The organism is Arthrobacter sp. R3-55 (genome assembly GCF_054161505.1).
The window spans coordinates 1827628-1851729 of sequence record NZ_CP096423.1 but is presented as its reverse complement, the minus strand read 5'-3'; the positions used below and the strand labels follow the sequence as shown (position 1 = coordinate 1851729).

The window sequence follows — 24102 nt, the reverse complement described above, 5'->3', positions numbered from 1 at the left end:
TACCGGCCCACGGGCCGCCCGTCAGCGCAGGCCGGTTTTCCGGGTCAAGGCCAGATGAATAAGTTCATCGATCAGCTCGCCGTAAGACAGGCCTGATGCCGCCCACATTTGCGGGTACATGCTTTTTGGCGTGAAACCGGGCATGGTGTTGATCTCGTTGATGACCAGTTCGCCTGCGGGGGTGTAGAAAAAGTCCACGCGGCTCAGGCCCTCGGCTCCGACGGCATCGAAAGCCACGGCAGCCAGATCGCGGACCCGGCTGATGGCTTCTTCCGGCATATCGGCCGGGCAGCTCAGAGCGGCCGCACCGTCTTCAACGTATTTGGCGGCAAAGTCATAAAACTGGTGCTCCCCGGCTGCTACCGCAATTTCACCGGGCATTGAGGTGCGGGGCGCGTCGGTGCCACGTCCCTGAAGGACGGCGCATTCAATTTCGCGGCCCACAATGCCGGCTTCGATCACCAGCTTGAGATCGTGCCGCCGGGCTTCTTCTATTGCCGCATCCAGCCCCTCCAGGGAATCCACTTTGGAGATTCCCATGGACGAACCGGCGCGGGCGGGCTTGACGAACACAGGGAACCCGAGCTTGTCCACGCGCTTTCGGACAGCCTCGGCATCTGTCAGCCATTCGCGATCAGTCACTGCGATGTAGGGTCCAACGCTGAGGCCGGCAGCCTCGAACACCACCTTCATGAAGTGCTTGTCCATCCCCACCGCGGAGGCCAGGACGCCGGCACCTACATAGCGGGTGTCGGAGAGTTCCAGGAGGCCTTGGATGGTTCCGTCCTCGCCCCACGGACCATGAAGCAGCGGAAACACCACATCCACGGATCCCAGCTCTTGCGGGACGGCGTTGGGCTCGGTCACGATCAACTGGTGTTCGCCACCCACTTCGGCCAAGGTAACGGTCTTTCCCGATGGCGCCACTTCGGGAAGCGCTGCCGAGCTCAAGGACCATTCGCTGGTGTCGCCCGAGGCCAGGACCCATTGCCCCGATTTTGCGATGCCAATGGGAATGACCTCGTACTTGTTCTTGTCGATGGCTCCCATGACGCCGGCGGCTGTGACGCAACTGACGGCATGTTCGCTGGAGCGCCCGCCGAAAAGAACAGCTACTCGGGGACGGTTCGTCGCGGGGGTGGAGTGATCAATCACCATCAGTAGTCGCCTTCGGACTTCAGTGCCCGGGCCAGCAAACGCGGTCCCAGGTCATCTACGGACATTCTGCCTTCCAGCACCGCTACCACGGCTGCCGTAATGGGCATTTCAACGTTCAATTTTCCGGCCAGCTCGTGCACGGCGGCGCCGGACTTAATGCCTTCGGCGGTCTGCGTCATTTGTTCTGCGACCTCTTCCAGGCTGAGTCCCTCGCCGAGCAGGCGGCCCGCGGTGTGATTGCGCGATAACGCCGATGAACAGGTGGCCACAAGGTCGCCCAAGCCGGCCAGGCCGGCCATGGTCTGGGCTTCACCGCCGAGGGCCAGGGCGAGCCGCGAGGTCTCGGCAAGTCCCCGGGTAATGACCGAGGCCTTGGTGTTGTCGCCCATCTGCCGGCCTTCGCAGATGCCCACAGCAAGGGCGATGACGTTCTTGACGATCCCGCCGATTTCCACACCCACAACATCCGTGCTGGTGTATGGCCGGAAATAGGGTGCCGTGCAGGACAGAGCAATGGCAGCGGCGGTATCGGCGTCGCTGCAAGCAACCACAGAGGCCGTGGGTTGCTCCCTGGCAATCTCCATCGCCAGATTGGGACCGGAAACCACTGCTACCCGGGATGCGGGAAGGCCCAGTTCCTGCGCAATGACCTCACTCATCCGGGCGTCGGTCCCCAGCTCCAATCCCTTCATCAGGGATACCACCACAGCATCGGGGGCCAGTAGCGGCTTCCACTCGCTCAGTTGTGGCCTCAAGGATTGGGCGGGAACAGCGAGCACCACCAAGGCGGCGTCCTTCAGTACTTTGGCCACATCCGTGGACGCGGTGACGGTTTCGGGGAGCTCAATGTCTTTCAGGTACTGAGTATTGCGATGCAGCGAATTGATCTGCTCCACCACCTCGGGACGTCGGCCCCAGATCCGGATGCTTCGCTCAACGCCGGCGGCCGCTGCCGCATCGGCAAGGATTTTGGCAAACGTGGTGCCCCACGATCCGGCACCCAAAACCGCCACGATGTCCGGGACCTGGGGAGGGCTCTGAAGAATGGTCATTTACCTTCCTCGGGTTCCGGCGCATCGGAGGATCCGCGCTCTACGAAACGGCCGTGCTTTGACTGTTTGTGAACAGCCGGATCCCAGCGCTCGGCCGGTGCGGGCTCGTTGCGAAGGGTCGCCAGGAGCCCGGTAATGGCATCCATGATCACCTCTGTTGCCTCAGTCAGGGTGGCGCGGTCCATCGGCCGGTCCGCGAAAGCACTGAGGTCCACCGGTTTCCCGACGAGGACCCGCACTGTCTTGCGCGGGAAAATGTGGAAGCGCTTGGCATAACGCGGGAAGACGTCCTGCGCACCCCAGTGTGCCATGGGGACAACAGGCGCGCCTGTTTGGAGCGCGAGCCTGGCAGCTCCTGTGTGGCCCTTCATGGGCCACAGATCCGGGTCCCGGGTCAGGGTGCCTTCGGGATAGATGATGATGGCACCGCCGGCATCCACCACTTCTTTGGCGACTTGCAGTGAGCGGTTCGCTCCCGCCGTCGAGCGTTCAACGGGTATCTGCTTGGTTGCATCCAACAAGCTCCCGAGCACAGGCACTTTAAAAAGACCCTTCTTCGCCAGGAAGTGTGGTGGCCGTTGCTGGTTGTAAACCATGTGTCCGATAACGATGGGGTCGATCTCGGTGCAGTGGTTTGGCACAGCGATGAAGCCACCGGGTGGAAGGTTTTCAACACCTTCCCACTTTTTGGCCATCAGAAGGTTCATCAAGGGGCGCGCCAGGCCCGCCAGCAGCATGAACGTGGCACGGCTCTTGGCCGATTCCTTCAAAGGATCCCCCGCTACTTGGTGGTGGTGATATCGAAGTCGGCGCCCAGGCCGGCCAGCTTTTCGGTGAAGCGCTCGTAACCGCGGTTGATGATGTCGATGCCGGTCACCCTGGAGGTACCGGTGGCTGCCAGTGCCGCAATAAGGTGGCTGAAGCCGCCCCGAAGGTCCGGGATATCGATGTCGGTGCCACGGAGCGGGGTGGGTCCTGAAATGACGGCGGAGTGAAGGAAGTTCCGCTGCCCGAACCGGCACGGGACACTGCCCAAACACTCGCGGTGCACCTGGATGTTTGCGCCCATCCGGGCCAAAGCATCAGTAAAGCCGAACCGGTTCTCGTAAACGGTCTCGTGAACAATCGAAACCCCCTCGGCCTGCGTCAGGGCCACTACCAACGGCTGCTGCCAGTCCGTCATGAAGCCTGGGTGCACGTCCGTCTCCAAGACCAGCGGCGAGAGCTTGCCACCCTGGTGGTAGAAGCGGATGCCGTCGTCGCCGATGTCCATCCCGCCGCCCACTTTGCGGTAGGTATTGAGGAAAGTCATCATGTCCCGCTGGGAGGCGCCTTCAACGAAGATGTCGCCCCGGGTCACCAATGCAGCGGACGCCCAGGACGCGGACTCGTTGCGGTCCGGAAGAGCACGGTGGTTGTACCCGCGAAGATCCTTGACGCCTTCAATCCTGATGGTGCGGTCCGTTTGGACGCTGATGATGGCACCCATTTTCTGCAGGACCGCAATGAGGTCGATGATCTCCGGCTCAGTGGCGGCACCAATGAGTTCAGTGATGCCTTCGGCCCGAGTGGCGCTCAGAAGCACCTGCTCAGTGGCACCAACCGAAGGATACGGGAGGGAAATTTTGGCTCCGTGGAGGCCGTGCGGTGCCGAGATGTGGATGCCACCAGGGCGCTTCTCCACCACTGCACCGAACTGGCGCAGCACGTTCAGGTGGTAGTCGATGGGCCTGTCGCCAATTTTGCAGCCACCCAGATCAGGGATGAAGGCCTCGCCGATGGCGTGGATCAGGGGTCCGCACAGCAGGATGGGTATACGGGAATCCCCGGCGTGGGCGTCAATGGCTGTACTGGAAGCCGTCTTGGCGTCCTTGGGATCCAGGGTAAGGTCCCCCGTGACCGGATCCTTCACGACTGTCACACCGTGCAGCTTCAAGAGGCTGGTGACAACCTCTACATCCTTGATTTCCGGCACGTTCCTCAGCACCGATGGTTCGCTGCCCAGCAACGCCGCCACCATGGCCTTGGGCACCAGGTTCTTGGCACCGCGAACGGTCACTCGTCCAGTTAACGGGACGCCACCGCGGATTGTCAGAACACTACTCATCTATACCGGTTTCCTCACGACTACTCGCCCCCCAAACTTACAAAGGCTCCAGCTAAGCATAGAAGCTTGCGTTACCGAACCGAAATGGACGCACCTTCCGCGGCACGTTTCAGGCATCGATTGGCCCTTGACGAAAAAGGACCGGTGGACACTCCCCCAGAGTGTCCACCGGTCAGCAATCCATAGCTCTGCAGCCTTGGCTGAAGGCGTTATCCAGCCTCGACCTTGGCGGGAAGCGTCTTCGGCTTGAAGGATGGCCGGGTAGCTTCATAGGCCGTGATGTCTTCTTCGTGCTGCAGGGTCAGGCCGATGTCATCAAGGCCTTCCAGCAGCCGCCATCGGGTGTAGTCATCAATGTCGAACGGAGCCACAACGTTGCCGCACTCCACGGTTTTGCTCACCAGATCAACCTTGACCTCGGTGCCGGGAGCGTTCTCCAGCACCTTCCAGATGAGTTCAATATCGTCCTGCGCCACCTGGGCGGCCAGCAGGCCCTGCTTGCCGGAGTTTCCGCGGAAGATATCGGCAAAGCGGGAAGACAGTACGGCTTTGAAACCATAGTCCTTCAGTGCCCAGACAGCATGCTCACGGGAGGAACCCGTCCCGAAGTCCGGACCGGCCACCAGGACGGAACCGGCGTTGAACGGGGCCTGGTTGAGGATGAAGGACTCATCCTTGCGCCAGGCGGCAAACAGGGCATCTTCGAAGCCGGTTCGCGTGATGCGCTTGAGGTACACCGCGGGGATGATCTGATCGGTGTCCACGTTGCTTTGGCGCAGTGGCACGCCGATGCCGGTGTGGGTGGTGAATGCTTCCATGATGATCCTCCTAGACTGCGGTTCCGGTCAGGCTGGCGGCCGAGGCGGACTCAAGATCCGATGGCGAGCTCAGCGTTCCACGCACAGCGGTTGCGGCGGCGACGACGGGTGAGACCAAGTGCGTGCGGCCACCCTTGCCTTGGCGGCCCTCGAAGTTACGGTTGGATGTTGATGCGCAACGCTCTCCCGGCTCCAGCTGGTCCGGGTTCATGCCCAGGCACATGGAGCATCCGGCAAAGCGCCACTCGGCACCGAATTCCTTGAACACCTTGTCCAGGCCCTCGGCTTCGGCTTCCAATCGGACACGGGCCGAACCGGGAACCACCAGCATGCGGACCTTGGGATCCTTCTCACGGCCGCGGATGATGTCCGCAGCGGCACGGAGGTCCTCGATGCGGGAATTGGTGCAGGAGCCCAGGAAGACCGTATCCACGCGGATGTCCTTCATGGGCGTACCGGCTTCCAGTCCCATGTACTGCAGCGCACGCTCGGCCGCAGCCTTGGCGTTCTCGTCGCCGAAGTCTTCCGGGGAGGGCACCTTGGCCGAGAGGGAAACGCCCTGGCCGGGGTTGGTACCCCAGGTCACGAAGGGTTCCAGGGTGTCCGCGTCCAGGTCCACCTCAACATCAAAGGTGGCGTCGGGGTCAGTGTGGAGCGTGTTCCAGTACTCGACGGCGGCGTCCCAGTCAGCGCCCTCCGGCGCATGCGGACGGCCCTGCATGTAATCGTAGGTGGTCTGGTCCGGGGCCACCATGCCGGCGCGGGCACCGGCTTCGATGGACATGTTGCAGATGGTCATGCGCGCGTCCATGGACAGGGCGCGAATGGCCGAGCCCCGGTATTCCAGGACATAGCCCTGGCCGCCGCCGGTGCCGATCTTGGCGATGACCGCCAGGATGATGTCCTTGGCACTCACGCCGGGACGCAAGGTGCCTTCAACGTTGATGGCCATGGTTTTGAACGGCTTCAGGGACAGCGTCTGGGTGGCCATGACGTGTTCCACCTCGGAAGTACCAATGCCCATGGCCAGCGCGCCGAAGGCTCCATGGGTGGAGGTGTGGGAGTCGCCGCAGACCACGGTCATACCGGGCTGGGTCAGGCCCAACTGCGGGCCCACAACGTGCACAATCCCTTGTTCCTTGTCCCCCAGCGAGTGGAGGCGCACGCCGAATTCCTTGCAGTTGGCGCGCAGGGTTTCAATCTGGGTGCGGCTGGTGAGGTCGGCAATTGGCTTGTCGATGTCCAGCGTGGGAGTGTTGTGGTCCTCGGTTGCGATGGTGAGGTCAACGCGGCGCAGGGGCCGCCCGGCCAGCCGCAGGCCTTCGAACGCCTGCGGTGAGGTCACTTCGTGAACCAGGTGAAGGTCGATGAAGAGAAGATCGGGCTGGGCGTTGGCTCCTTCGCCTTCACCTTTGCGCACCACGTGCGCGTCCCAGACTTTCTCGGCCAGTGTCTTTCCCACGGCCTTGCTCCCTTCACTGCGTTGGCTTGTTGCGTTGTTCTTTGTCCACTGAAGCAGCATCGCTGCGAAATAGGCCAGCGAAAGAACTTGCATCTCAGATATTGAGACGGCAATATCATTACATGGACAATTCTAGTGGAGTCGGTGTCATTGATAAAGCGGCCCAGGTACTCGATGCGCTCGAGGCCGGGCCCACGACACTCGCGCAACTTGTAGCGGCCACGGGCCTTGCCCGGCCTACGGTTCACCGGCTTGCGCTGGCGCTGGTCCACCACCGCTTGGTGAGCCGCGACATCCAGGGACGCTTCGTGCTTGGCAGCCGCTTGGTGGAGCTCGCGTCCGCTGCCGGTGAAGACCGGCTGATCGCCTCCGCCGGACCGGTCCTAATCCAGCTGCGGGACGCTACTGGTGAAAGTGCCCAGATCTTCCGCCGGCAGGGCGACTGGCGTGTCTGTGTCGCCTCCGCAGAACGTCCCATCGGCCTGCGCGACACCATTCCGGTGGGAACCCAACTGTCCATGAAAGCAGGCTCCGCCGCCCAGGTCCTGTTGGCTTGGGAAGATCACGACCGCCTCCTTGAAGGGCTGCAAAACGCCCGCTTTACGCCCACCGTCCTGGCAGGAGTACGACGCCGGGGCTGGGGTCAGAGCCTCGGCGAACGCGAGCCTGGGGTCGCCTCAGTCTCGGCCCCCGTCCGCGGACCGTCCGGCAGGGTCATTGCCGCTGTCTCCATCTCAGGTCCGATTGAACGCCTCACCCGCCAGCCGGGCCGCCTGCACGCCGAAGTAGTCTGCAATGCCGCACGGGTGCTGACCGAAGCCCTGCGGAAGAACAACGACTAAGGATCGGCATGGGCAACTACGCCGTCTTCCTGCGCGGCATCAATGTGGGTGGCATCAACATCAAGATGGCGGACCTCAAAGCTGCCCTCCAGGACTACCCGTTTACCAAGGTCAAAACCCTTCTAGCCAGCGGAAACGTGGTGCTGCAGAGCGAACTCAACGCTCAGGAGGTCAAAAAGCAGTTCGAGGAATGCCTGCGGAAGACGTTCGGCTACGACGCCTGGGTGGTGGTGCTCTCCGCGGCCCGCGTGGGCGAACTGGTTGACGCCTGCCCTTACCCAGCTGAGGACAAATCCACGCACACTTACATCACCTTGGCATCCGATACAGCGATGCTGGATGAGCTCTTTGAGGCCGGCGAAGCCTTGGGCGGTGTGGAACAGGCGCGCCTGGGCCCGGAGGCGTCGGCGTGGCTGGCCCCTGCCGGCGGCACGCTTGAGAGCCCTTTCAGCAAGCTTTCCGCCAAGGCACGATACAAAGCCGGCACTACCACCAGGAACCTGCGCACCCTCATCAAAGTCAGGGATGCGGCAGCAGCCCTCTAGGCTCAGCGTTCTTCAGCCTCTAAGCTCCTAGGCAGAACGTGCCACCTTCAGCGCTGCATTGAACGCCTTCAGCCGCGTGATCTCGACGTCCACCGGTTCCACGATCCTTTGCCCGGCAACGGCCGCCACTGCGGTCTTCAACCGCTTCCCGGCCCGGGAGGCCCGTAGCGTGGCCGCCCATCCGCCCACGATCCGGCCGGCAATGGCGAGGACGATTCCCAGCAGGACTCCCCCGGCCACCATCAAGGTCGGCCAAGGCCATCCCTCCGTCCGCGGCACCTCGGGCACAGGCATCTGGAAGTAGCCCAGCGCTGCCAGGATCCCCAGCCAGCCCAGGCCTCCAACGGCCAGCACCAGTGCCAGCCACTGGAACGTGTTAAACAGCACCCACCACAGCGGCCGCTGCGTTGTCTTCAGGTCCGTGCCGGCTATGGCCTGGTCCAAAGCATCAGGCAACTGTTCCCTGCCGTCCCTCGCCACAGCGCGGATGGCTGCCCGCCAAGGCCCGGGAGCACCCGCTGACGCTTCGTCCGCGAAATCCCGGACCGCAGCATCGGTTCGTGCCCGCTCCGGCGCACCGGCAGGCGGCAAGGATGTCCGGCTGAGATCGGGCCGGGTATCCTCACGCCCCAGGTTCAGCCTCCGCAAAGGGTCCGGACGGAAGCGCAGCAACCAGCGCGTCACCGGCCACCCCGTTCTTCGGGCCGATTCCCTCTTGAAAGAGCGTTGGACGGCGTCCACCACCACCGGCACGTTGGCCGCCGTCGCCAATTCAGAGGCCAGCCGCGCTGTGGCCCCTGCAGTGATGCCACGGGCTTCACCTTCACCGGATGCCCCGGCAAGTTCCGTGCCGGCTTTGGCGACGTCGGCCGCGAGCCTGCGCGTTGTTGCTTCCCGTTGGACCACGACGTTCCTGATGGCCGCACGGACGTCCTGTACGCCGGTGCCTGTTACGGCAGATGCACCGACCACACGCACCTTGCCCAGACCGTCACGTTCCAGGATGCCTTTCAGGGACTCCATGACTGCAGAAGCGTCGGCCGCACTGAGCTTGTCCACCTGGTTCAGGACAACCAAGGTGACGGCCCCGTGGGAAGCCATGGGCTGAAGGAAGTCGTTATGCACCGCGGCGTCAGCGTACTTTTGGGGATCAAGAACCCACACCAGGACATCAACCATGCCTGTCATCCGCTGGGCAATCTCCCGGTTCTCCGCCCTGGTGGAGTCGAAGTCCGGCAAATCCAAAAGCACCAAGCCAGTGTCCGCGTCAGCCAACCCGGGGACCGAGGGCAGCGCGTGGCGTTCCTTGACATCGAGCCAGTCGAGCAGCGGGCCGCTGCCCTCCTCACCCCATATTCCCGCCAGCGGCGCCGAGGTGGTGGGGCGCCGCGCCGTCGCTGTTGCGAGGTCGCTTCCTGACACGGCATTGAACAGAGAGGACTTCCCGCTCCCGGTAGCCCCAAAAAATCCCACCACCGTGTGTCCGGCCGATAAGGAGCGCCTGGAGGTGGCTCGCTCCAAGACCTCGTAGACCGATTGAAGGTTCTCCTCCGGAAGCACGCCTTCTGCGAGTTCGCGGGCCGTATTAAGGGCCTCCAGCCTGCGCTGCAACTGGGAGGCCTCGCGGACCTGGCCGTGGCGGCTCATGCGGCTCCTGCCAAGCGGCGCAGGGTCTTGGCATGTCCGGCCAACTGGTTCCCGGAACGCGGATGCACCGCTTCAAGGCGGTCCAGGAAACGCTGCCGTTCATCATCCAATAGCCGCTGGCACTGCGTGTGCAGGTCATCCCGGGCTTGCTGTGCAAGGCGACGCACAGCATCCTCGCCGAACACGGCCTCCAGCAGCTTCTGGCCAACTACTGCCGTGCCGCCGGCGATTCCAATCTCGAGTCCGCTCAAGCCCGCAGTCATGGAGAACACCACCACCATGAGGGCAGCGCCCAGTCCGTTGACGCCAAAGGACAACCAGCGGGCCTGGGTTCGTTTCCCCTGGCCCTGGGTGCGGATCATCTCCATCAGCCCTTCCTGCCAAGACCGAATGCCGGCGGCGGACTTGGCATCGAAGCCCTCGCTCGTTCCGGACAGGTCGTCGGCACCAAGGAGGTGACGTCCGGCAGCCTCGGATCTCCACCGCCTGTCCACGTTCTCCGCCGCGTTGGCTGCTTCATCCAGGATCACTGCCTGCAGTCCGGTCTCAATGGCGGTCTCCACCTTCACAGCAGGAGCCGGTTCACCCCGGAAGAATGCCCCCACCCGGTCCCGCATCCGCCCGATGTTCTGCTCCAAGGCCCGGAAGAACTCTCCGGTGCCCACAAAGTCCTGCCACCGTGCCAGCACCTCTCCCCGAAGCAGCGCACCGTCCTTGGTGGCTTCGAGGATGCGGGAAAGCGCCTGCTCATACTCCTGGACGCAGATAGCCCGGAGCTCATGAGCAGCCGCATCCTGGGCTGACGCCGCCTCGGCGATGCCCTCCAAGCGGACGCTGACGGCTTTGACAGCTCCATTTAGCGTCCGGCGGGCGACCTCCGCCCTGCCTGCTGCATTCGCTGCCAAGGCTCCGAGCCATTGTCGCAGCCCTTCCACCGATTCTTCCGGCAGCATGCCCAGCCCGTCCAAGGCGCTTTCCGGCACCACAAAAAGCTCCGCAGCCCCGAGTCCCTGCCGGTCAAGCATGGCCTTGAGGTCGGCCCTGACTTCTTCTTCCGCCGCAGGCGGCACCCTGTCCAGGACCACGGCTACGGTGATGTCGCGCGACGCCGCATCCAGGAGCAGCCGCCAAGGAACGGCGTCGGCGTAGCGGTTTGCGGTGGTGACAAACACCCAAAGGTCAGCGGCAGCGAGCAATTGTCCGGCGAGCCTGCGGTTGTCATCCGAGATCGAGTCGACATCCGGAGCATCCAGGAGCGCGATGCCCTGCGGCACGGAGTCATGCCCCACCAATACCAAAGAGGTGATGGCCTGGGCGTCCGGAGCGGCGCCTGCCTGATTGGCCGGCACCGGATTGGACGACACGGTGCCCCGGATACGATCCAAGCTGGGAAGAATCCGGTGTCCTTCGAACCATTCGGCGTCCCGGGGATGATGCAGGAGGATGGGTTGGCGTGTGGTGGGCCTGATGGCACCTGACCTGGTGACGGGGTAACCCACCAGCGCATTGACCAACGTGGACTTTCCCGCCCCCGTGGAACCCCCGACGACGGCCAGCAGAGGAGCATCCAAGCTGCGGTACCGGGGAATCACATAGTCATCGAGCTGCGCAAGTGATTCGCGTATCCATTGGCGGGCTTCCTGCGCCTCCGGCACGGCCAGCGGCAGTGTGGTTTCCGCCAATTCCGCGCGGGCAGCTTCCAAGGCCTCGACGGCGCGTGCCGCACCTTGGGGTACGGGGGTTTGCCGGGTAGCTGCCGGGTCTTCGTTTGCGGTCACAGCATCATCATGCCAGTCCGATCCCCCTCCGGGGCGCTGGCCAGTGCTTATGTGCAAAACGGAGGCAAAAAGAAATCCCCCGGAACAGTTGTTCCGGGGGATTCGGTGGTGACCCCAGCGGGATTCGAACCCGCGTTACCGCCGTGAGAGGGCGGCGTACTAGGCCGCTATACGATGGGGCCTTGCACTTTTTATCACCGTTTCCGGCGATCAAGCTGAATGAGTATTTCACACTTTCAGCTTCGCTCCAAATCGCTTCAGCGACCGGAACTTCCGAAATTCCTGCGTGTTCACGCGGATTTTCAGAGCTGGGATACCAGGACTCGAACCTAGAATGACGGTACCAGAAACCGTAGTGTTGCCAATTACACCATATCCCAAAGTGACTATCAGGCCGGAGTTCCCAGCTTTGGTTTCCCTCAGCTTTTCCCTCCGTGCCCCTCAGCACGAGTAATGACTCTACCGGAGTCTTGCCACCTGCACAAATCGAGAAGCCGTTACCTGCATCACATGATTTCAGTCGTGAATCAGTGAGTATCAGCGACTGCCGGCGCCGCCATCAGCAACCGCGTCAGGGAGTCCACTTGGCGCCCGGTGAACTCCTCAACTACTTCACCGGTCCTGTTGAGCCATACGCCAATCAGCCCCGCCGCTGAGGCGCCATCAGCATCGAGCAGCCTGTTGTCCCCGACGTAAAGGGTCTCCCCCGCCGACGTGCCCAGAAGGCGCACGCCCTCGAGGTAAATGGCAGGATCCGGCTTCGGCACGCCCACAGTATCGGTGCCCACGAGCACCTTGATGCGGGAAAGACCTGCGCCGTCCAGTTTGGCGCGCTGGTAGTCGTGCACGTTGTTGCTGACGGCTCCGTAGGGAATGCCGGCGGCGTCCAGGGCATCGAGGACCCCTTCGACGTCGTCGAATGCCCTCACATAAGCCGTCTGGCGCTGGTGATACTCGGAAACCCAGGCGTGGGACTCTTCGCCTTCACCAAGTTCCACACCGAAGTGCCCCAGGGCAGCCCTGCCGCGAAGCAGCCGCTGTTCATTAAAGGTCAGCTCACCGGCCAGATAACGATCATAGAAATGCGTGGTCTCGTGAGTAAAGATGCGGCCGAACTTCACCCACCCGGCCTGGTCAAGGCCGGGCAGGAGATGCTCGCTGACGTCACGCAATGCAGTGGTCATGGCGTACTCAAGGTCCACCAGGGTGTCATCGATGTCGAAGAGAACACCGCGGATGGTGCCGAAGGAACTTGAGATAACCATGACTGAAGCCGCCCTTTTAGCCGCGGAAGGCGCGAACTCGGGCCAAGGAAGAATCCTTGCCCAGGATCACCATGGACTCGAACAGCGGCGGGGAAATGCGGCGGCCGGAGATGGCCGTGCGAACGGGCCCGAAGGCGGCACGAGGCTTGATTCCCAAGTCCTCCACCAGTGCCTGCTTCAGGGCAGTCTGGATGTTCTCGGCAGTCCAGTCCCCGATCGGCTCAAGCGCGGCCAGGGCAGCGTCGAGGACCTCGTCCAGATTGGCAGGGAGCCCCTTCCGGGCGTCATCCGCCACGTCAATGGCGTCGTCGGCCTTGAAGAGGAACGCCAGCATCTCCGGAGCCTCACCCAGGAGCGTGATGCGCTCCTGGACCAGCGGGGCTGCTTCGGCAAGAATCTCTTCCTGGCGCGGGGTGAGGATCTCCCCTACGAAACCGGCAGCGCGGAGATAAGGGACCAGCCGCTCCTTGAAGTCTTCCGGAGCCAGCATGCGGACATGCGTTCCGTTGATGGCCTCGGCCTTCTTGATATCGAAGCGTGCCGGGTTGCCCAAAACATCATGGATGTCGAAACTGGCCACGAGTTGCTCAACAGTGAAAATGTCCTCGTCCGCGCTCAGGGACCATCCGAGCAGCGACAAGTAGTTGAGCAGGCCTTCGGGGATGAAGCCACGCTCGCGGTGCAGGAACAGGCTCGACTCGGGATCTCGCTTGGAGAGTTTCTTGTTGCCCTGGCCCATCACGTAGGGCAGGTGCCCGAACTCCGGCATGTACTCGGCCACGCCGATCGCGTAGAGCGCACGGTACAACGCAATCTGTCGCGGAGTGGAGCTCAGGAGGTCCTCGCCGCGAAGGACGTGGGTGATCCCCATGAGTGCGTCGTCCACCGGGTTCACCAACGTATACAGCGGGGCGCCATTCGCGCGGACCACTGCGAAGTCGGGCACGGAGCCGGCCTTGAAGGTGATCTCGCCGCGGACGAGGTCATTGAAGGTCAGGTCCTCGTCCGGCATGCGCAGACGCAGGACAGCCTCGCGTCCTTCAGCCTTGAACTGCGCCAACTGCTCCTCGGTCAGGTGGCGGTCGAACCCGTCATAGCCGAGTTTCGGATCGCGGCCGGCGGCTTTGTGGCGGGCTTCGATTTCATCCGGCGTGGAGTAGGACTCGTAAACGTGACCGCCGGCCTTGAGTTTGGCGATGACATCCTGGTAGATCCCGCCACGCTGGGACTGGCGGTACGGCTCGTGCGGGCCGCCCACCTCTACGCCCTCATCCCAGTTGATGCCGAGCCACTTAAGAGCGTCCAGCAATTGGTGGTAGCTCTCCTCGCTGTCACGGGCAGAGTCCGTGTCCTCGATGCGGAAAATCAGCTTGCCGCCGGTGTGGCGCGCATATGCCCAGTTGAACAGGGCGGTACGAATCAGGCCAACGTGCGGAGTTCCCGTGGGCGACGGGCAAAAACGGACGCGGACCGGAGTCTCGGCGTTGACGGCAGGGATGGCGCTGGAGGCAGCGTTCGACGCAGAAGCAGTAGTCATAGTAGTTCCAACTTTACCGCTTGGCACCGCGTCGGTTTTCCGCCTTAAAGCGCCCGACGGCGGCACTCACCTCGTGTACGAAAGGCGCGTGCCGCCGTCGGGCACGATGTTCCAGTGGCGCTGCGTTAGCGGCGAACCACCGGGTTGGACAACCGTCCGATGCCTTCAATCTCAACCTCAAAGCGGTCGCCCTCGCTGACCAGGCCGACGCCGGAGGGCGTACCGGTCATGATGACATCGCCGGGGAGCAGCGTGAACGCGTGCGAAACGATCGAGACGAGTTCGCGGACGCCACGGATCATCTGGCTGGTGCTGCCGTCCTGGCGGAGTTCACCGTTGAGGCGTCCCTGGATGGCGAGGTCTTCGTGGTCGAGGTCTGTTTCAATCCACGGGCCGAGCGGAGCTGAGGTGTCGAACCCTTTGGCACGCGCCCACTGGAGGTCGGTCTTCTGGACATCACGGGCAGTGAGGTCATTGCCACAGGTGTAACCAAAGATGACGTCGTCCACGCGGTCTTCCGGGACGTCCTTGCAGATGCGGCCGATGACAACGCACAGCTCAGCTTCGAAGGAGACCTCATCAGAGAACTCCGGAAGGATGATGGGGTCGTTCGGTCCGATCACCGAAGTGTTCGGCTTCAGGAACAACAAGGGCTGCTGGGGAACTTCGTTGCCGAGTTCCGCTGCGTGCTCAGCGAAGTTACGTCCGACGCCAATGACCTTGCTGCGGGGAATGATCGGCGCCAGGAGCCGGACGTCCTCGAGCTTGTGCTTCACATGGGTACGTTCGACGCCATTAAAGAAGGGGTCGCCGTTGATGACAGTGATTTCCTCACTACCGGGCTCACCGTCAACAACGCCGTAAAGGGGATCAGAATCAACTACAAACCGGGCGATACGCATGGGCCCAAGCCTACCGTCCGGGTTCAGCTTCGGAGGTAATCCAGTTGGGCAGCAACGGATGTCTCAGCGGCCCACCTGACAGATGGGTCGACGTCGGGATACACGGCGTCGGTGACTTCCGCGATCGCCGCGTCACTGCCCAAGTGCTTCAGTGCCGCCCTGATCTGGTCAAGGCGCTGCTCGCGGTGGTCCCGGTACTCGCGGCACTTATTGTCCAAAGCCGGAAGCACGGGGCCATGTGCGGGCAGCAGCGTCGCGGCCCCTATCGCTTCCAGCCTGTCCAAGCTGGCAAGGTACTGGCCCAACCGGCCGTCGGGATAGTCCAGCACGGTTGTCCCGCGGCCCAGGATCGTGTCGCCGGTGAGAACAGATCCGTGCGGACCGTCATCCGGGAGATGGAAACACAGGGAGTCGGATGTGTGACCAGGGGTGGCGACTACGCGGATTTCCACGCCGCCCGCGGTGAGGATTTCACCATCTTCCAGCGGCTCGCCGCCGTGGCAATGCTCCGGCAACGCAGCACGAACGGGGGCACCGGTCATCTCATGGAAGCGTGCAGAGGCCTCAGTATGGTCAGCATGCCGGTGGGTGATCAGTACCACGTCCACAACTCCGGCTGAGGCAAGCACAGCGAGGTGCGCCTCGTCCTCAGGGCCGGGGTCCACTATGGCTACATGGCCCGAACCCGGAGTCCCGATGATGTAGGAGTTGGTGCCGTCCAGGCTCATAGGGCCCGGGTTGGGGGCCAACCGGAAGCGAGTGAGGTCGCTGCTGCGTTGCAGGGACGAGCCGTCATCGCCGGGAGAGTTGGCGGACGTCGCCATTGATTCTGAAGTCACGCTCCCATCTTGGCACTGAACCGCCCCTCTCCCACATCCCACCCCCTCCAAGTCCGACCCTCTCCCACATCCCACCCCCTCCAGCCCGCCCCTCTTGCACATCCCAGGCCTCACAGTCAGGCTCGACGTCGTCGCCTCACCACGGTGCCGCCGTCGCCCATCCATGGGCCTGACCGGAAGCGGCAAGAACGTGTGGCTCAAAACCCGAGGGACCTGCAAGAGCGTCCGCGTCAAACCCGAGGGACCTGCAAGAGCGTCCGCGTCAAACCCCCGGGAAGTGAGAGAGGGACCCGTCTAAGGCCGCGGGATGTGGGAGAGCGTCCGTCACAGCAGAACGGCGGCCCTTCCGCTTGGTTACCAAGAGGAAGGGCCGCCGTCGTGCGTGGTGTCTCGCGAAGTTCCGGCGGCTAGACCAGGCGGGTCAGCCAGCCGTGGGTGTCCTCGACGGTTCCGGTCTGGATGCCCAGGAGCTGCCGGCGGATGGCCATGGTGGTTTCCCCGGCCTTCGCGTCCTCGGAGCCGATGAATTCGGTGGCGTCCTTGAGCACACCGATCGGCGTGATCACAGCTGCCGTGCCGCATGCGAAGACCTCGGTGATCTCACCGGAGGCAACGCCGTCGCGCCACTCATCCAGGGTGATCTTGCGCTCGGTGACTTCACGGCCCATGTCCTTGGCCACCTGGATGACGGACATGCGGGTGACGCCTTCAAGGATGGTGCCACTCAGTGCGGGGGTTACCAGGGAGCCGTCCTTCATGACGAAGAAGACGTTCATGCCGCCGAGTTCTTCCACGGCGTCGTCGTTGAAGTGGTCCAGGAAAAGTACCTGCTTGCAGCCGTTCGCTTCGGCCTCCTGCTGCGCGATCAGGGAAGCTGCGTAGTTGCCGCCGCACTTGGCCGCACCAGTACCGCCACGACCAGCACGGGCGTATTCGCGCGAGATCCAAATGGACACGGGCTTGAGCTCGCCGCCGAAGTAGTTCCCGGCAGGAGAAGCGATGACGCGGAAGGACACTTCCCGGGCAGCACGCACACCCAGGAACGCCTCCGTGGCGATCATGAACGGGCGCAGGTAGAGGGCTTCACCGTCACCGGAAGGAACCCATTCCTTATCAGCCTGCACCAGTTCGCGGATGGCACCGAGGAAGTACTCCTCGGGCAGCTCCGGCAGGGCCAGGCGACGCGCCGACTTATTCAACCGGGCTGCGTTGGCTTCGGGCCGGAAGGTCCACACGGAACCGTCAGCGTGGCGGTAGGCCTTCAGGCCCTCGAAGATTTCCTGGCCGTAATGCAGGACCGCAGCCGAGGGGTCCAGGGAGATGGGTCCGTAAGGCTCGATCCGGGCATTCTGCCAACCGCCATTTCCATCGGCGTCAACCTTGTAGTCAACGACGGCGGTGTGGTCGGTGAAGTAGTCGCCGAAGCCCGGGTTCGCCAGGACGGCTGCACGCTCCTCAGCAGACTTCGGGGTTTCCGAAAGCTGCTGGCTGAATTCGACGCCATGGGCAGTCTGAGTCATGTTTCCTCCACAGTCAGCTACCTGGCAGGGCGAACCGGGCCCGAAAAAGGGTGTGGTTCAGCGATGGACCAAGGAAGCAGGTAAATAATTCAACACAAGCTTACGCCTGAGAATTGGGCCTAAAGTGCGGCAGCGATGGCATCGCCAATGGCAGCTGTGCTGCGTGCCGAACCGGTGCGGCTTTCGACGTCGGCGACTACTGCCGCTTCAATCTTGCGGGCCGCCGTGGTGTAGCCAAGGTGGTCCAGAAGGAGCACCGCGGAGAGGATGGCCGCAGTGGGGTCGGCTTTCTGCTGTCCGGCGATGTCCGGAGCTGAGCCGTGGACGGGCTCGAACATGGACGGTGCCGTCCGGTCCATGTTGATGTTGCCCGATGCCGCCAGGCCAATACCGCCGGTAATGGCAGCGGCGAGGTCGGTGAGGATGTCGCCGAACAGGTTGTCGGTCACGATGACATCGAAGCGGGAGGGATCGGTGACCATGAAGATGGTGGCGGCGTCAATGTGGAGATAATCGTGGGTGACCTCGGGGAATTCCTGGGCCACGGCCTCGACCGTCCGCTTCCACAAGTGCCCGGCGAAGACCAACACATTGTGCTTGTGGACGAGCGTGACGTGCTTACGGGGACGCTCGCTGGCGCGGCGGAAGGCATCACGGACGACGCGCTCCACACCGTGTGCCGTGTTCAGGGAAACCTCCGTTGCAACCTCGTGGGGCGTGCCGCCGCGCAGGGTGCCGCCGTTGCCCACATAGGGACCCTCGGTACCTTCACGGACCACGATGAAGTCGATGGCACCGGGGTTGGCCAAGGGGCTGCCGACTGTGCCGTACAAACGGGAGGGCCGCAGGTTTACATAGTGGTCCAGGCTGAAGCGGAGCTTGAGCAGCATCTCGCGTTCGATGATGCCGGAAGGAATGCGGGTATCGCCAGGGGCCGCGCCCACTGCGCCAAAGAGGATGGCATCGCGGGTGCGCAGATCCGCCAGGACCTCGTCCGGCAGGGTCTCGCCTGTTTCAAGCCAATGCTGGGCACCGAGCTTGTAATTGGTCAGTTCAAGGGCAACGCCTTCGGCGGCTACGGCCTTTTCGAGGACCTTGACGGCTTCGGCGATGACCTCAGGGCCAATGCCGTCGCCAGGGATGACAGCGAGATTGATGGACGTTGCACTCATAGCTCTATCTAGCCAAGCAATCCACATGCTGGTCAAAATCGTCTCATTCTGCGAACACTGGAAGGTGAACGAGTCAGACCACGGCATGATGCCCGCAGCGGGAACCACCGCATAGAGTCTAAGCGTGGATAGAAGGCACGCAGTATACGAATGGTTCCGGATCAACCGCTTCATTGTTGACCTGACGGCAACGTGCCTGCTGATCCTCCTCTTCGGCCCGGTCTATTTGATCGCTGATCGTCCCTGGCTCTCGCTGTTGTCCTGCAGCCTCCTTCTCCCCCTCGCCTGGCGGCGCACCCGGCCTGCTTTGGCGGCCGGTGCCGTCATCGTTGTGTGCCTGATTCAATGGGCGGTGGGGGCCGAACCCGTGGCGGGCCAAATCGCCGTGCCACTGGTCATCTACGCGACCGCGGCCTATGGACCTGCGTGGGCCAGCCGTAGTGTCCTGATTGCAGGGCTTGCAGGCGGCGTCATGCTCACCACCAGGTTGTTCTCGACCACGGTGGAGTCGGGAATCATGGGCCTGACCATCGGCACGTTGTACACGGTCCTGATCTGGATGCTGGTGCTGGTGAGCTGGACCCTGGGCGACCTTACGCGCGTGCGCAGGCTGCAACTCCAGGCATTGGAAGACCGGACCCGGCGCCTCGAAGTAGAGCAGTTGCAGGAACGGAAACTGGCCGCCGCGGATGAGCGTTCCCACATTGCCCGCGAGATGCACGACATCGTGGCGCACTCCTTGTCCGTGATCATCACCCAGGCCGATGGAGCCCGCTACGCTGCGGCCGCAAAGCCCGAACTCGCCACTGAAGCGCTGGCCACGATTGCCGCCACCGGTCGGGACTCCCTGGGCGAAATGCGCAGGCTGCTGGGGGTCCTCCGCTCCGACGACGACTCCCCTACCCGCCCGCAACCACGGCTCTCAGACCTGGACGAACTGCTCCTCGGATTCCGGGCCGCCAGCCTCCAGGTGGCCTTTGAGCAGAACGGGGTCCCGCGTCGCGCACTTCCTGCCGGGGCGGAGCTGACGGCCTACCGCATCATTCAGGAAGCCCTCACCAACGTCATGAAGCACGCCGGCCCGCAAGCAAAGGCGGCAGTCACCTTGAGTTGGCAGGCCCGGGGCCTGCAGCTGGACATCGTCGACGACGGCCGTGGAGCCGCTGCTGATCCCCCGGCGCCCGGCGGCGGCAACGGGTTGCTGGGAATGGGTGAAAGAGTCTCCCTTTACGATGGTTCCTTGACCGCAGGCCCGGAACAGGGCGGCGGGTTCCGCGTGTCCGCTTTTATCCCGTATTCGGAGGCCTAAGCCATGCCAGAAGTTCCTGCGCCCATCAGGGTGGCACTCGTTGACGACCAGCAGTTGGTCCGCTCGGGCTTTGGCATGCTGATCAATTCGCAGCCGGACCTCGAAGTGGTAGCCGAAGCCGGCAACGGAATCGAAGCTGTCCAGGCGCTGGCCGCCACTACGGCCGATGTGGTCCTGATGGATGTCCGCATGCCCGGGATGGACGGCATTGAAGCCACACGCCGCATCCTGGAGCAGGCCGCAGCGCAGCCTTCCGGCTCCCAGCGCGCGGAAGTCAAAATCGTGGTGCTCACTACGTTCGACCTGGACGAGTACGCGCTTGCAGCCATCCAAGCCGGCGCCAGTGGATTCCTCCTCAAAGACGCCCCACCCGAAGAACTCCTGGAAGCGATCCGCACCGTCTACCGCGGGGACGCGGTAATAGCACCTTCCACCACCCGGCGGTTGCTGGACCACGTGGCACCATTGCTGAGGACGCAGACGCCGGAACAGTCCGGGCATGCTGCCGCCGTCGAGCGCCTGACGACCCGCGAGCGCGAGGTGTTCGAACTCATCGCCCAGGGACAGTCCAATCCCGAGATCGCAGCCGGGCTGTTCCTCTCCGAAGCCACGGTGAAAACCCACGTGGGCCATATCCTTGCCAAGCTCGGTGCCCGGGATCGGGTGCAGGTGGTGGTCATCGCCTATGAGACCGGCGTCGTAGCCCCGGGGTCCTAGCACCTCAGACCACGGTATGAGGGCCTTTGCTGCAGGATGGGCCCCTGGCCCGATCCAGAAGGAGCACGGCAAAACGTAGCGTGAAACCATGACAACCTTCACGCCCCTCTCCCACCCGTCAGGAACCGATCACCCAGCAGGCTCCGGTGATGGGCACGCCCGCCCTGCGGTCGAGGCCCACGAGCTGACCAAGAGCTATGGCCGCGCGGATACTACTGTCACCGCCCTGAACAAGGTCTCGGTGAGCTTTGACGCCGGAAAGTTCACCGCGATCATGGGTCCTTCCGGTTCGGGCAAGTCCACGTTGATGCATTGCCTTGCCGGTCTCGATACTGCCGACTCCGGCCGGATCGTCCTGGGCGGCACGGAGTTGACGGGCCTGAACGACCGACAGCTCACCGCCCTCCGCCGCGAGAGGATCGGCTTCGTTTTCCAGGCCTTCAACCTGGTGCCCACCCTGACCGCTGAGCAAAACATCACGCTTCCGCTCGCTCTGGCCGGGACCACCGCCGACGCCGGGTGGCTGGATACCGTTGTCAGTACCCTGGGTCTGAAGGACCGTCTCAAGCACCGCCCCCATGAGCTTTCCGGCGGCCAACAGCAGCGAGTGGCAGTAGCCCGTGCCCTGTTGACCCGTCCCGACGTCGTGTTTGGTGATGAGCCCACCGGCAACCTTGATTCCAAAGCCGGGGGCGAAGTACTGGCTCTGCTCCGCCGGAGCAGCCAGGAGATGGGGCAGACCATCATCATGGTTACCCATGACCCCGTGGCCGCCAGCTATGCGGACCGCGTGGTCCTGATGAGCGACGGCGGGCTGGTGGGCGAGATTCACGATCCCACCGCGGACTCCGTCCTGGCAGCCCTCGGCAAGCTGGGGGCCTGAGCATGCTGCGTGTTGCCGTTTCCCAATTGACGACGCATTTCCGGCGGTTCATTGCCATCGGGCTGGCGGTCATGTTGTCCGTCATGTTCCTCTCCGCCACGCTGATGGTGGGCGCGAGCACGAATGCCTCGTTGGGGGCCAGTATCGGTGAGGCGTACCGCAACGCTGATCTGGTTGCCACCTCCAAGAACGGTGAACCGTTCACCCAGGCAGCGGTGGAGGCTGCCGCGTCCGCTCCTGCGGTGGAGGACAGCTACGCGGAACGATCCACCTATGTCATGTTCGAGGCAGGTGGCGGGGAGCAGTATGGGCGGCTGCGCAATGCAGCCCCCGCGTCCCTGGAGGGGGCAGTCTTGACGTCCGGCTCCATGCCGTCAAAGGCATCCGAGGCAGTGATCGACGTCAAAACCGCTGAGCATCTTGGCCTGACTGTGGGGAGCTTGCTTGAGCTCCGCGGCGCTGGACCTGTCAAGACAGCCAAAGTCAGCATTAGCGGCCTTATTCAGGCCACCAATGATCCTTTCTCGTCCTCGGCCGCACAGTTGGTGGCCTCGGAATCGGTCCTGAACGCGGTCCAGGACGCCGGCGCCGGTTTTAGCGGGGTGCAGTTCTCGCTCAGGTCCGGCGAGGACGTAGCCGCGGCCAAGGAGTACATCACCCATCGCATGGAAGCTGCGGGAGCTGCCGCGCCTGTGCTGGAAACGGCCCAGGAGAAGGTCACCTCCACAGTGGCCATGTTGAGCGCCGGGCAGGACCAGCTGACCATCGTGTTGCTCGCATTCGCCGGCGTGGCCATCCTTGTCTCCACACTGGTGGTGGCCAACACCTTCTCCGTTCTGGTGGCCCAGCGGACCCGGGAGCTGGCGCTTCTTCGGTGCCTGGGAGCAGGCCGGGGTCAGATCCGTGGCTCAGTGATGCTCGAAGCCCTGGTGGTCGGTTTCCTTTCCTCGGTGCTGGGCGTCCTTGCAGCCACAGGTCTGATGACGGCGTTGATTGCCTGGGCCAAGTCCCAGCCGGAGCAGGCCTTTGCTACGTTGGCGGTACCGCCGTCGGCCGTCATTGCCGGACTGGTGGCCGGAACGTTGCTGACCGTGGTCGCGGCGCTGGTTCCCGCAAAGGCGGCCACCGCCGTCGCGCCCCTTGCGGCCCTGCGGCCCAGCGATGACGCGTCCGTTCGGAACAAACGGGGCAAAGTCCGCTTGGCCCTGGGTCTGGTAGCACTGCTGGGCGGCGCCGCGGCGCTGGTGTACGGCAGCGTGAACGTCTCGCTCGGTGTTGCCCTGCTGGGCGGAGCTGCCTCGTTTGTGGGTATCCTCCTTTGCTCTACCTTGTTCATACCCACAGTGGTTGCCCTGGCCGGGCGCCTCGCCGCACCTGCAGGAGTGCCGGGCAAGCTCGCCGCCGTGAACGCCACACGCAACCCTGCCCGCACCTCTGCGACCGCGGCTGCATTGCTGATCGGCGTCACCTTGGTCTCGCTCATGATGACGGGCGCGGCCACCTCGCGGCAGGCGTTCAATGACACCCTCGCCGAGAACTACCCCGTTGACCTTTCCGCGCAAACTGCGGTGGATGGTTCAGGGGACCACGGGCAGGCTTTGGCTCGGATCAAAGGGCTCGACGGCGTCAGAACGGCCGTCCTGCTGGCACCGGTGGGAACACTCAGCGATCCAACCACGCCCGACGGCGGCCAGACCATCTACGCCCTCTCCGCCGCCGATGCAGCGGAAGTTCTGCGCGATAACAACCTGAAGCCGGGCCCCGGAACCCTCTACCTTCCGGAGGACTCTCCGCAAGGACCTGCCACCGTCACCACGACGACAGGCAGCGTTTCCCTTGATGCCAAGGTACTGCGCACACGCCACGTCCCGGCGTTCGTGGAGAGCTCCAGCATCCCTGCCTCCCCGCTGCCGGAAACCGCCTCCATGGTGTGGGTGAAACTGGATGATTCGGTCTCAACAGACAGGGTGCAGGCCCTCCAGAAGGACATTGCTGCCGCATTGGGCGTGCAGGAGCGCACGGTCAGTGGGGCCGCCATCGAGCGGGTGACGTTCAACAGCATCATTGACGTGCTGCTACTGGTTGTCACCGGGCTGCTGGGGGTGGCCGTGGTCATCGCCTTGATCGGTGTGGCCAACACGTTGTCGCTCTCGGTCCTTGAACGGACCCGCGAGAACTCGCTCCTCAGGGCGCTGGGACTCACCAGGGGCCAGCTCCGCGGAATGCTGGCCATCGAGGCCGTGCTGGTCGCCGGCGTTGCCGCCATCATGGGTGCGGGCATGGGCATCGTCTACGGCTGGCTCGGAGCACAGGCAACCCTTGGCGGGGTGGCGAGTGTTGTTCCGGCCGTACCGTGGCTGCAACTGGCCGCCGTCTTTGGCGTGGCTGTGGTGGCAGGGCTCCTGGCCTCGGTCATCCCGGCCCGGCGGGCGGCGCGGCTGTCCCCGGTGGAGGGACTGGCTACCGCCTAGACCCTCTTCCACCTATCCCCCTGAAATAAGAAACGCTCTCCCACTTCCCGGCAGGAAGTGAGAGAGCGTTTCTTATTT

20 protein-coding genes and 2 tRNA genes are annotated in these 24102 nt (G+C 63.5%); 6 read left to right on the top strand and 16 right to left on the bottom strand.

Annotated features, from left to right (window positions below):
- Positions 1-21: 21 nt before the first annotated feature.
- The 6 genes from M1D51_RS08650 to leuC form a co-directional block, all read right to left on the bottom strand.
- Positions 22-1158, bottom strand: a complete 1137-nt coding sequence (locus M1D51_RS08650; RefSeq protein ID WP_172322912.1) for a D-alanine--D-alanine ligase family protein — start codon at positions 1156-1158, stop codon at positions 22-24.
- Positions 1158-2210: an NAD(P)H-dependent glycerol-3-phosphate dehydrogenase gene (locus tag M1D51_RS08645; protein ID WP_458109216.1), complete on the bottom strand. Its 1053-nt coding sequence runs from the start codon at positions 2208-2210 to the stop codon at positions 1158-1160. Before M1D51_RS08645 ends, M1D51_RS08650 begins: the two co-directional genes overlap by 1 nt.
- The gene (locus tag M1D51_RS08640) at positions 2207-2980 is read right to left on the bottom strand and encodes a lysophospholipid acyltransferase family protein (protein WP_172322914.1); all 774 of its coding nucleotides are present in this window, start codon (positions 2978-2980) and stop codon (positions 2207-2209) included. The genes M1D51_RS08645 and M1D51_RS08640 overlap by 4 nt, the downstream gene beginning before the upstream one ends.
- Positions 2981-2991: 11 nt before the next feature.
- Positions 2992-4317, bottom strand: a complete 1326-nt coding sequence (murA, locus tag M1D51_RS08635; protein ID WP_172322915.1) for a UDP-N-acetylglucosamine 1-carboxyvinyltransferase — start codon at positions 4315-4317, stop codon at positions 2992-2994.
- Positions 4318-4526: 209 nt separating this feature from the next.
- The gene (leuD, locus tag M1D51_RS08630; RefSeq protein WP_026540234.1) at positions 4527-5135 is read right to left on the bottom strand and encodes a 3-isopropylmalate dehydratase small subunit; all 609 of its coding nucleotides are present in this window, start codon (positions 5133-5135) and stop codon (positions 4527-4529) included.
- Positions 5136-5145: 10 nt separating this feature from the next.
- Positions 5146-6597 (bottom strand): 3-isopropylmalate dehydratase large subunit, encoded by a 1452-nt coding sequence (gene leuC, locus M1D51_RS08625; RefSeq protein ID WP_458109215.1) that lies wholly within the window; start codon positions 6595-6597, stop codon positions 5146-5148.
- A 122-nt stretch (positions 6598-6719) separates the two neighbouring features.
- Here leuC and M1D51_RS08620 point away from each other — a divergent pair, with 122 nt between their 5' ends.
- Both M1D51_RS08620 and M1D51_RS08615 read left to right on the top strand, forming a co-directional pair.
- The gene (locus M1D51_RS08620) at positions 6720-7439 is read left to right on the top strand and encodes an IclR family transcriptional regulator (RefSeq protein ID WP_014922101.1); all 720 of its coding nucleotides are present in this window, start codon (positions 6720-6722) and stop codon (positions 7437-7439) included.
- An 8-nt stretch (positions 7440-7447) separates the two neighbouring features.
- Positions 7448-7984, top strand: a complete 537-nt coding sequence (locus tag M1D51_RS08615; protein ID WP_458109214.1) for a DUF1697 domain-containing protein — start codon at positions 7448-7450, stop codon at positions 7982-7984.
- A gap of 27 nt (positions 7985-8011) precedes the next feature.
- On the opposite strand, the gene M1D51_RS08610 is transcribed toward M1D51_RS08615, so the two are convergent.
- The 10 genes from M1D51_RS08610 to M1D51_RS08565 all read right to left on the bottom strand — a co-directional run bounded on the left by M1D51_RS08610 (position 8012) and on the right by M1D51_RS08565 (position 18644).
- Positions 8012-9631: a GTPase gene (locus tag M1D51_RS08610; RefSeq protein WP_458109213.1), complete on the bottom strand. Its 1620-nt coding sequence runs from the start codon at positions 9629-9631 to the stop codon at positions 8012-8014.
- The gene (locus M1D51_RS08605; protein ID WP_458109212.1) at positions 9628-11409 is read right to left on the bottom strand and encodes a dynamin family protein; all 1782 of its coding nucleotides are present in this window, start codon (positions 11407-11409) and stop codon (positions 9628-9630) included. Before M1D51_RS08605 ends, M1D51_RS08610 begins: the two co-directional genes overlap by 4 nt.
- A 106-nt stretch (positions 11410-11515) precedes the next feature.
- A tRNA-Glu gene (locus M1D51_RS08600) sits at positions 11516-11591 on the bottom strand.
- A gap of 126 nt (positions 11592-11717) precedes the next feature.
- Positions 11718-11789: transfer RNA gene (locus tag M1D51_RS08595), tRNA-Gln, on the bottom strand.
- A gap of 147 nt (positions 11790-11936) precedes the next feature.
- On the bottom strand, positions 11937-12674 hold the full coding sequence (locus M1D51_RS08590) for an HAD family hydrolase (protein ID WP_458109211.1): 738 nt from the start codon (positions 12672-12674) through the stop codon (positions 11937-11939).
- Positions 12675-12690: 16 nt separating this feature from the next.
- Entirely contained in the window at positions 12691-14211 is a 1521-nt protein-coding gene (gene gltX / locus M1D51_RS08585) for a glutamate--tRNA ligase (RefSeq protein WP_458109210.1), read from the bottom strand.
- 125 nt (positions 14212-14336) lie between these two features.
- Entirely contained in the window at positions 14337-15113 is a 777-nt protein-coding gene (locus M1D51_RS08580; RefSeq protein ID WP_458109209.1) for a fumarylacetoacetate hydrolase family protein, read from the bottom strand.
- A gap of 23 nt (positions 15114-15136) precedes the next feature.
- Entirely contained in the window at positions 15137-15937 is an 801-nt protein-coding gene (locus M1D51_RS08575; protein ID WP_458109567.1) for an MBL fold metallo-hydrolase, read from the bottom strand.
- Positions 15938-16359: 422 nt separating this feature from the next.
- Positions 16360-17472, bottom strand: coding sequence for a branched-chain amino acid aminotransferase (locus M1D51_RS08570; RefSeq protein WP_172325444.1), 1113 nt, complete (start codon positions 17470-17472; stop codon positions 16360-16362).
- Positions 17473-17591: 119 nt separating this feature from the next.
- A complete protein-coding gene (locus M1D51_RS08565) occupies positions 17592-18644 on the bottom strand; it encodes a 3-isopropylmalate dehydrogenase (protein ID WP_458109208.1) in 1053 nt (350 codons plus the stop codon).
- Positions 18645-18768: 124 nt separating this feature from the next.
- Between M1D51_RS08565 and M1D51_RS08560 the strand changes: the two genes are divergently transcribed.
- From M1D51_RS08560 to M1D51_RS08545, 4 genes are all read left to right on the top strand, one after another.
- Positions 18769-19953 carry a sensor histidine kinase gene (locus M1D51_RS08560; protein WP_172325442.1) on the top strand — a complete coding sequence of 395 codons (1185 nt, stop codon included), beginning with the start codon at positions 18769-18771 and terminating at the stop codon, positions 19951-19953.
- A gap of 3 nt (positions 19954-19956) precedes the next feature.
- Positions 19957-20670, top strand: coding sequence for a response regulator (locus M1D51_RS08555; RefSeq protein ID WP_172325441.1), 714 nt, complete (start codon positions 19957-19959; stop codon positions 20668-20670).
- 88 nt (positions 20671-20758) lie between these two features.
- The gene (locus M1D51_RS08550; protein ID WP_458109207.1) at positions 20759-21553 is read left to right on the top strand and encodes an ABC transporter ATP-binding protein; all 795 of its coding nucleotides are present in this window, start codon (positions 20759-20761) and stop codon (positions 21551-21553) included.
- Between the two features lie 2 nt (positions 21554-21555).
- Positions 21556-24024, top strand: coding sequence for an ABC transporter permease (locus tag M1D51_RS08545; protein ID WP_458109206.1), 2469 nt, complete (start codon positions 21556-21558; stop codon positions 24022-24024).
- Positions 24025-24102 lie beyond the last annotated feature (78 nt).

Bases quoted from the DNA above. Each gene is read 5' to 3' on its own strand.
- M1D51_RS08615 (WP_458109214.1), top strand. From the start codon at position 7,448: ATGGGCAACTACGCCGTCTTCCTGCGCGGCATCAATGTGGGTGGCATC.
- M1D51_RS08545 (WP_458109206.1), top strand. From the start codon at position 21,556: ATGCTGCGTGTTGCCGTTTCCCAATTGACGACGCATTTCCGGCGGTTC.
- gltX (WP_458109210.1), bottom strand. From the start codon at position 14,211: ATGACTACTGCTTCTGCGTCGAACGCTGCCTCCAGCGCCATCCCTGCC.
- M1D51_RS08590 (WP_458109211.1), bottom strand. From the start codon at position 12,674: ATGGTTATCTCAAGTTCCTTCGGCACCATCCGCGGTGTTCTCTTCGAC.
- M1D51_RS08570 (WP_172325444.1), bottom strand. From the start codon at position 17,472: ATGACTCAGACTGCCCATGGCGTCGAATTCAGCCAGCAGCTTTCGGAA.
- M1D51_RS08555 (WP_172325441.1), top strand. From the start codon at position 19,957: ATGCCAGAAGTTCCTGCGCCCATCAGGGTGGCACTCGTTGACGACCAG.
- M1D51_RS08580 (WP_458109209.1), bottom strand. From the start codon at position 15,113: ATGCGTATCGCCCGGTTTGTAGTTGATTCTGATCCCCTTTACGGCGTT.
- M1D51_RS08645 (WP_458109216.1), bottom strand. From the start codon at position 2,210: ATGACCATTCTTCAGAGCCCTCCCCAGGTCCCGGACATCGTGGCGGTT.
- leuD (WP_026540234.1), bottom strand. From the start codon at position 5,135: ATGGAAGCATTCACCACCCACACCGGCATCGGCGTGCCACTGCGCCAA.
- M1D51_RS08565 (WP_458109208.1), bottom strand. From the start codon at position 18,644: ATGAGTGCAACGTCCATCAATCTCGCTGTCATCCCTGGCGACGGCATT.
- M1D51_RS08550 (WP_458109207.1), top strand. From the start codon at position 20,759: ATGACAACCTTCACGCCCCTCTCCCACCCGTCAGGAACCGATCACCCA.
- M1D51_RS08620 (WP_014922101.1), top strand. From the start codon at position 6,720: ATGGACAATTCTAGTGGAGTCGGTGTCATTGATAAAGCGGCCCAGGTA.
- M1D51_RS08650 (WP_172322912.1), bottom strand. From the start codon at position 1,158: ATGGTGATTGATCACTCCACCCCCGCGACGAACCGTCCCCGAGTAGCT.
- M1D51_RS08610 (WP_458109213.1), bottom strand. From the start codon at position 9,631: ATGAGCCGCCACGGCCAGGTCCGCGAGGCCTCCCAGTTGCAGCGCAGG.
- M1D51_RS08575 (WP_458109567.1), bottom strand. From the start codon at position 15,937: ATGGCGACGTCCGCCAACTCTCCCGGCGATGACGGCTCGTCCCTGCAA.
- murA (WP_172322915.1), bottom strand. From the start codon at position 4,317: ATGAGTAGTGTTCTGACAATCCGCGGTGGCGTCCCGTTAACTGGACGA.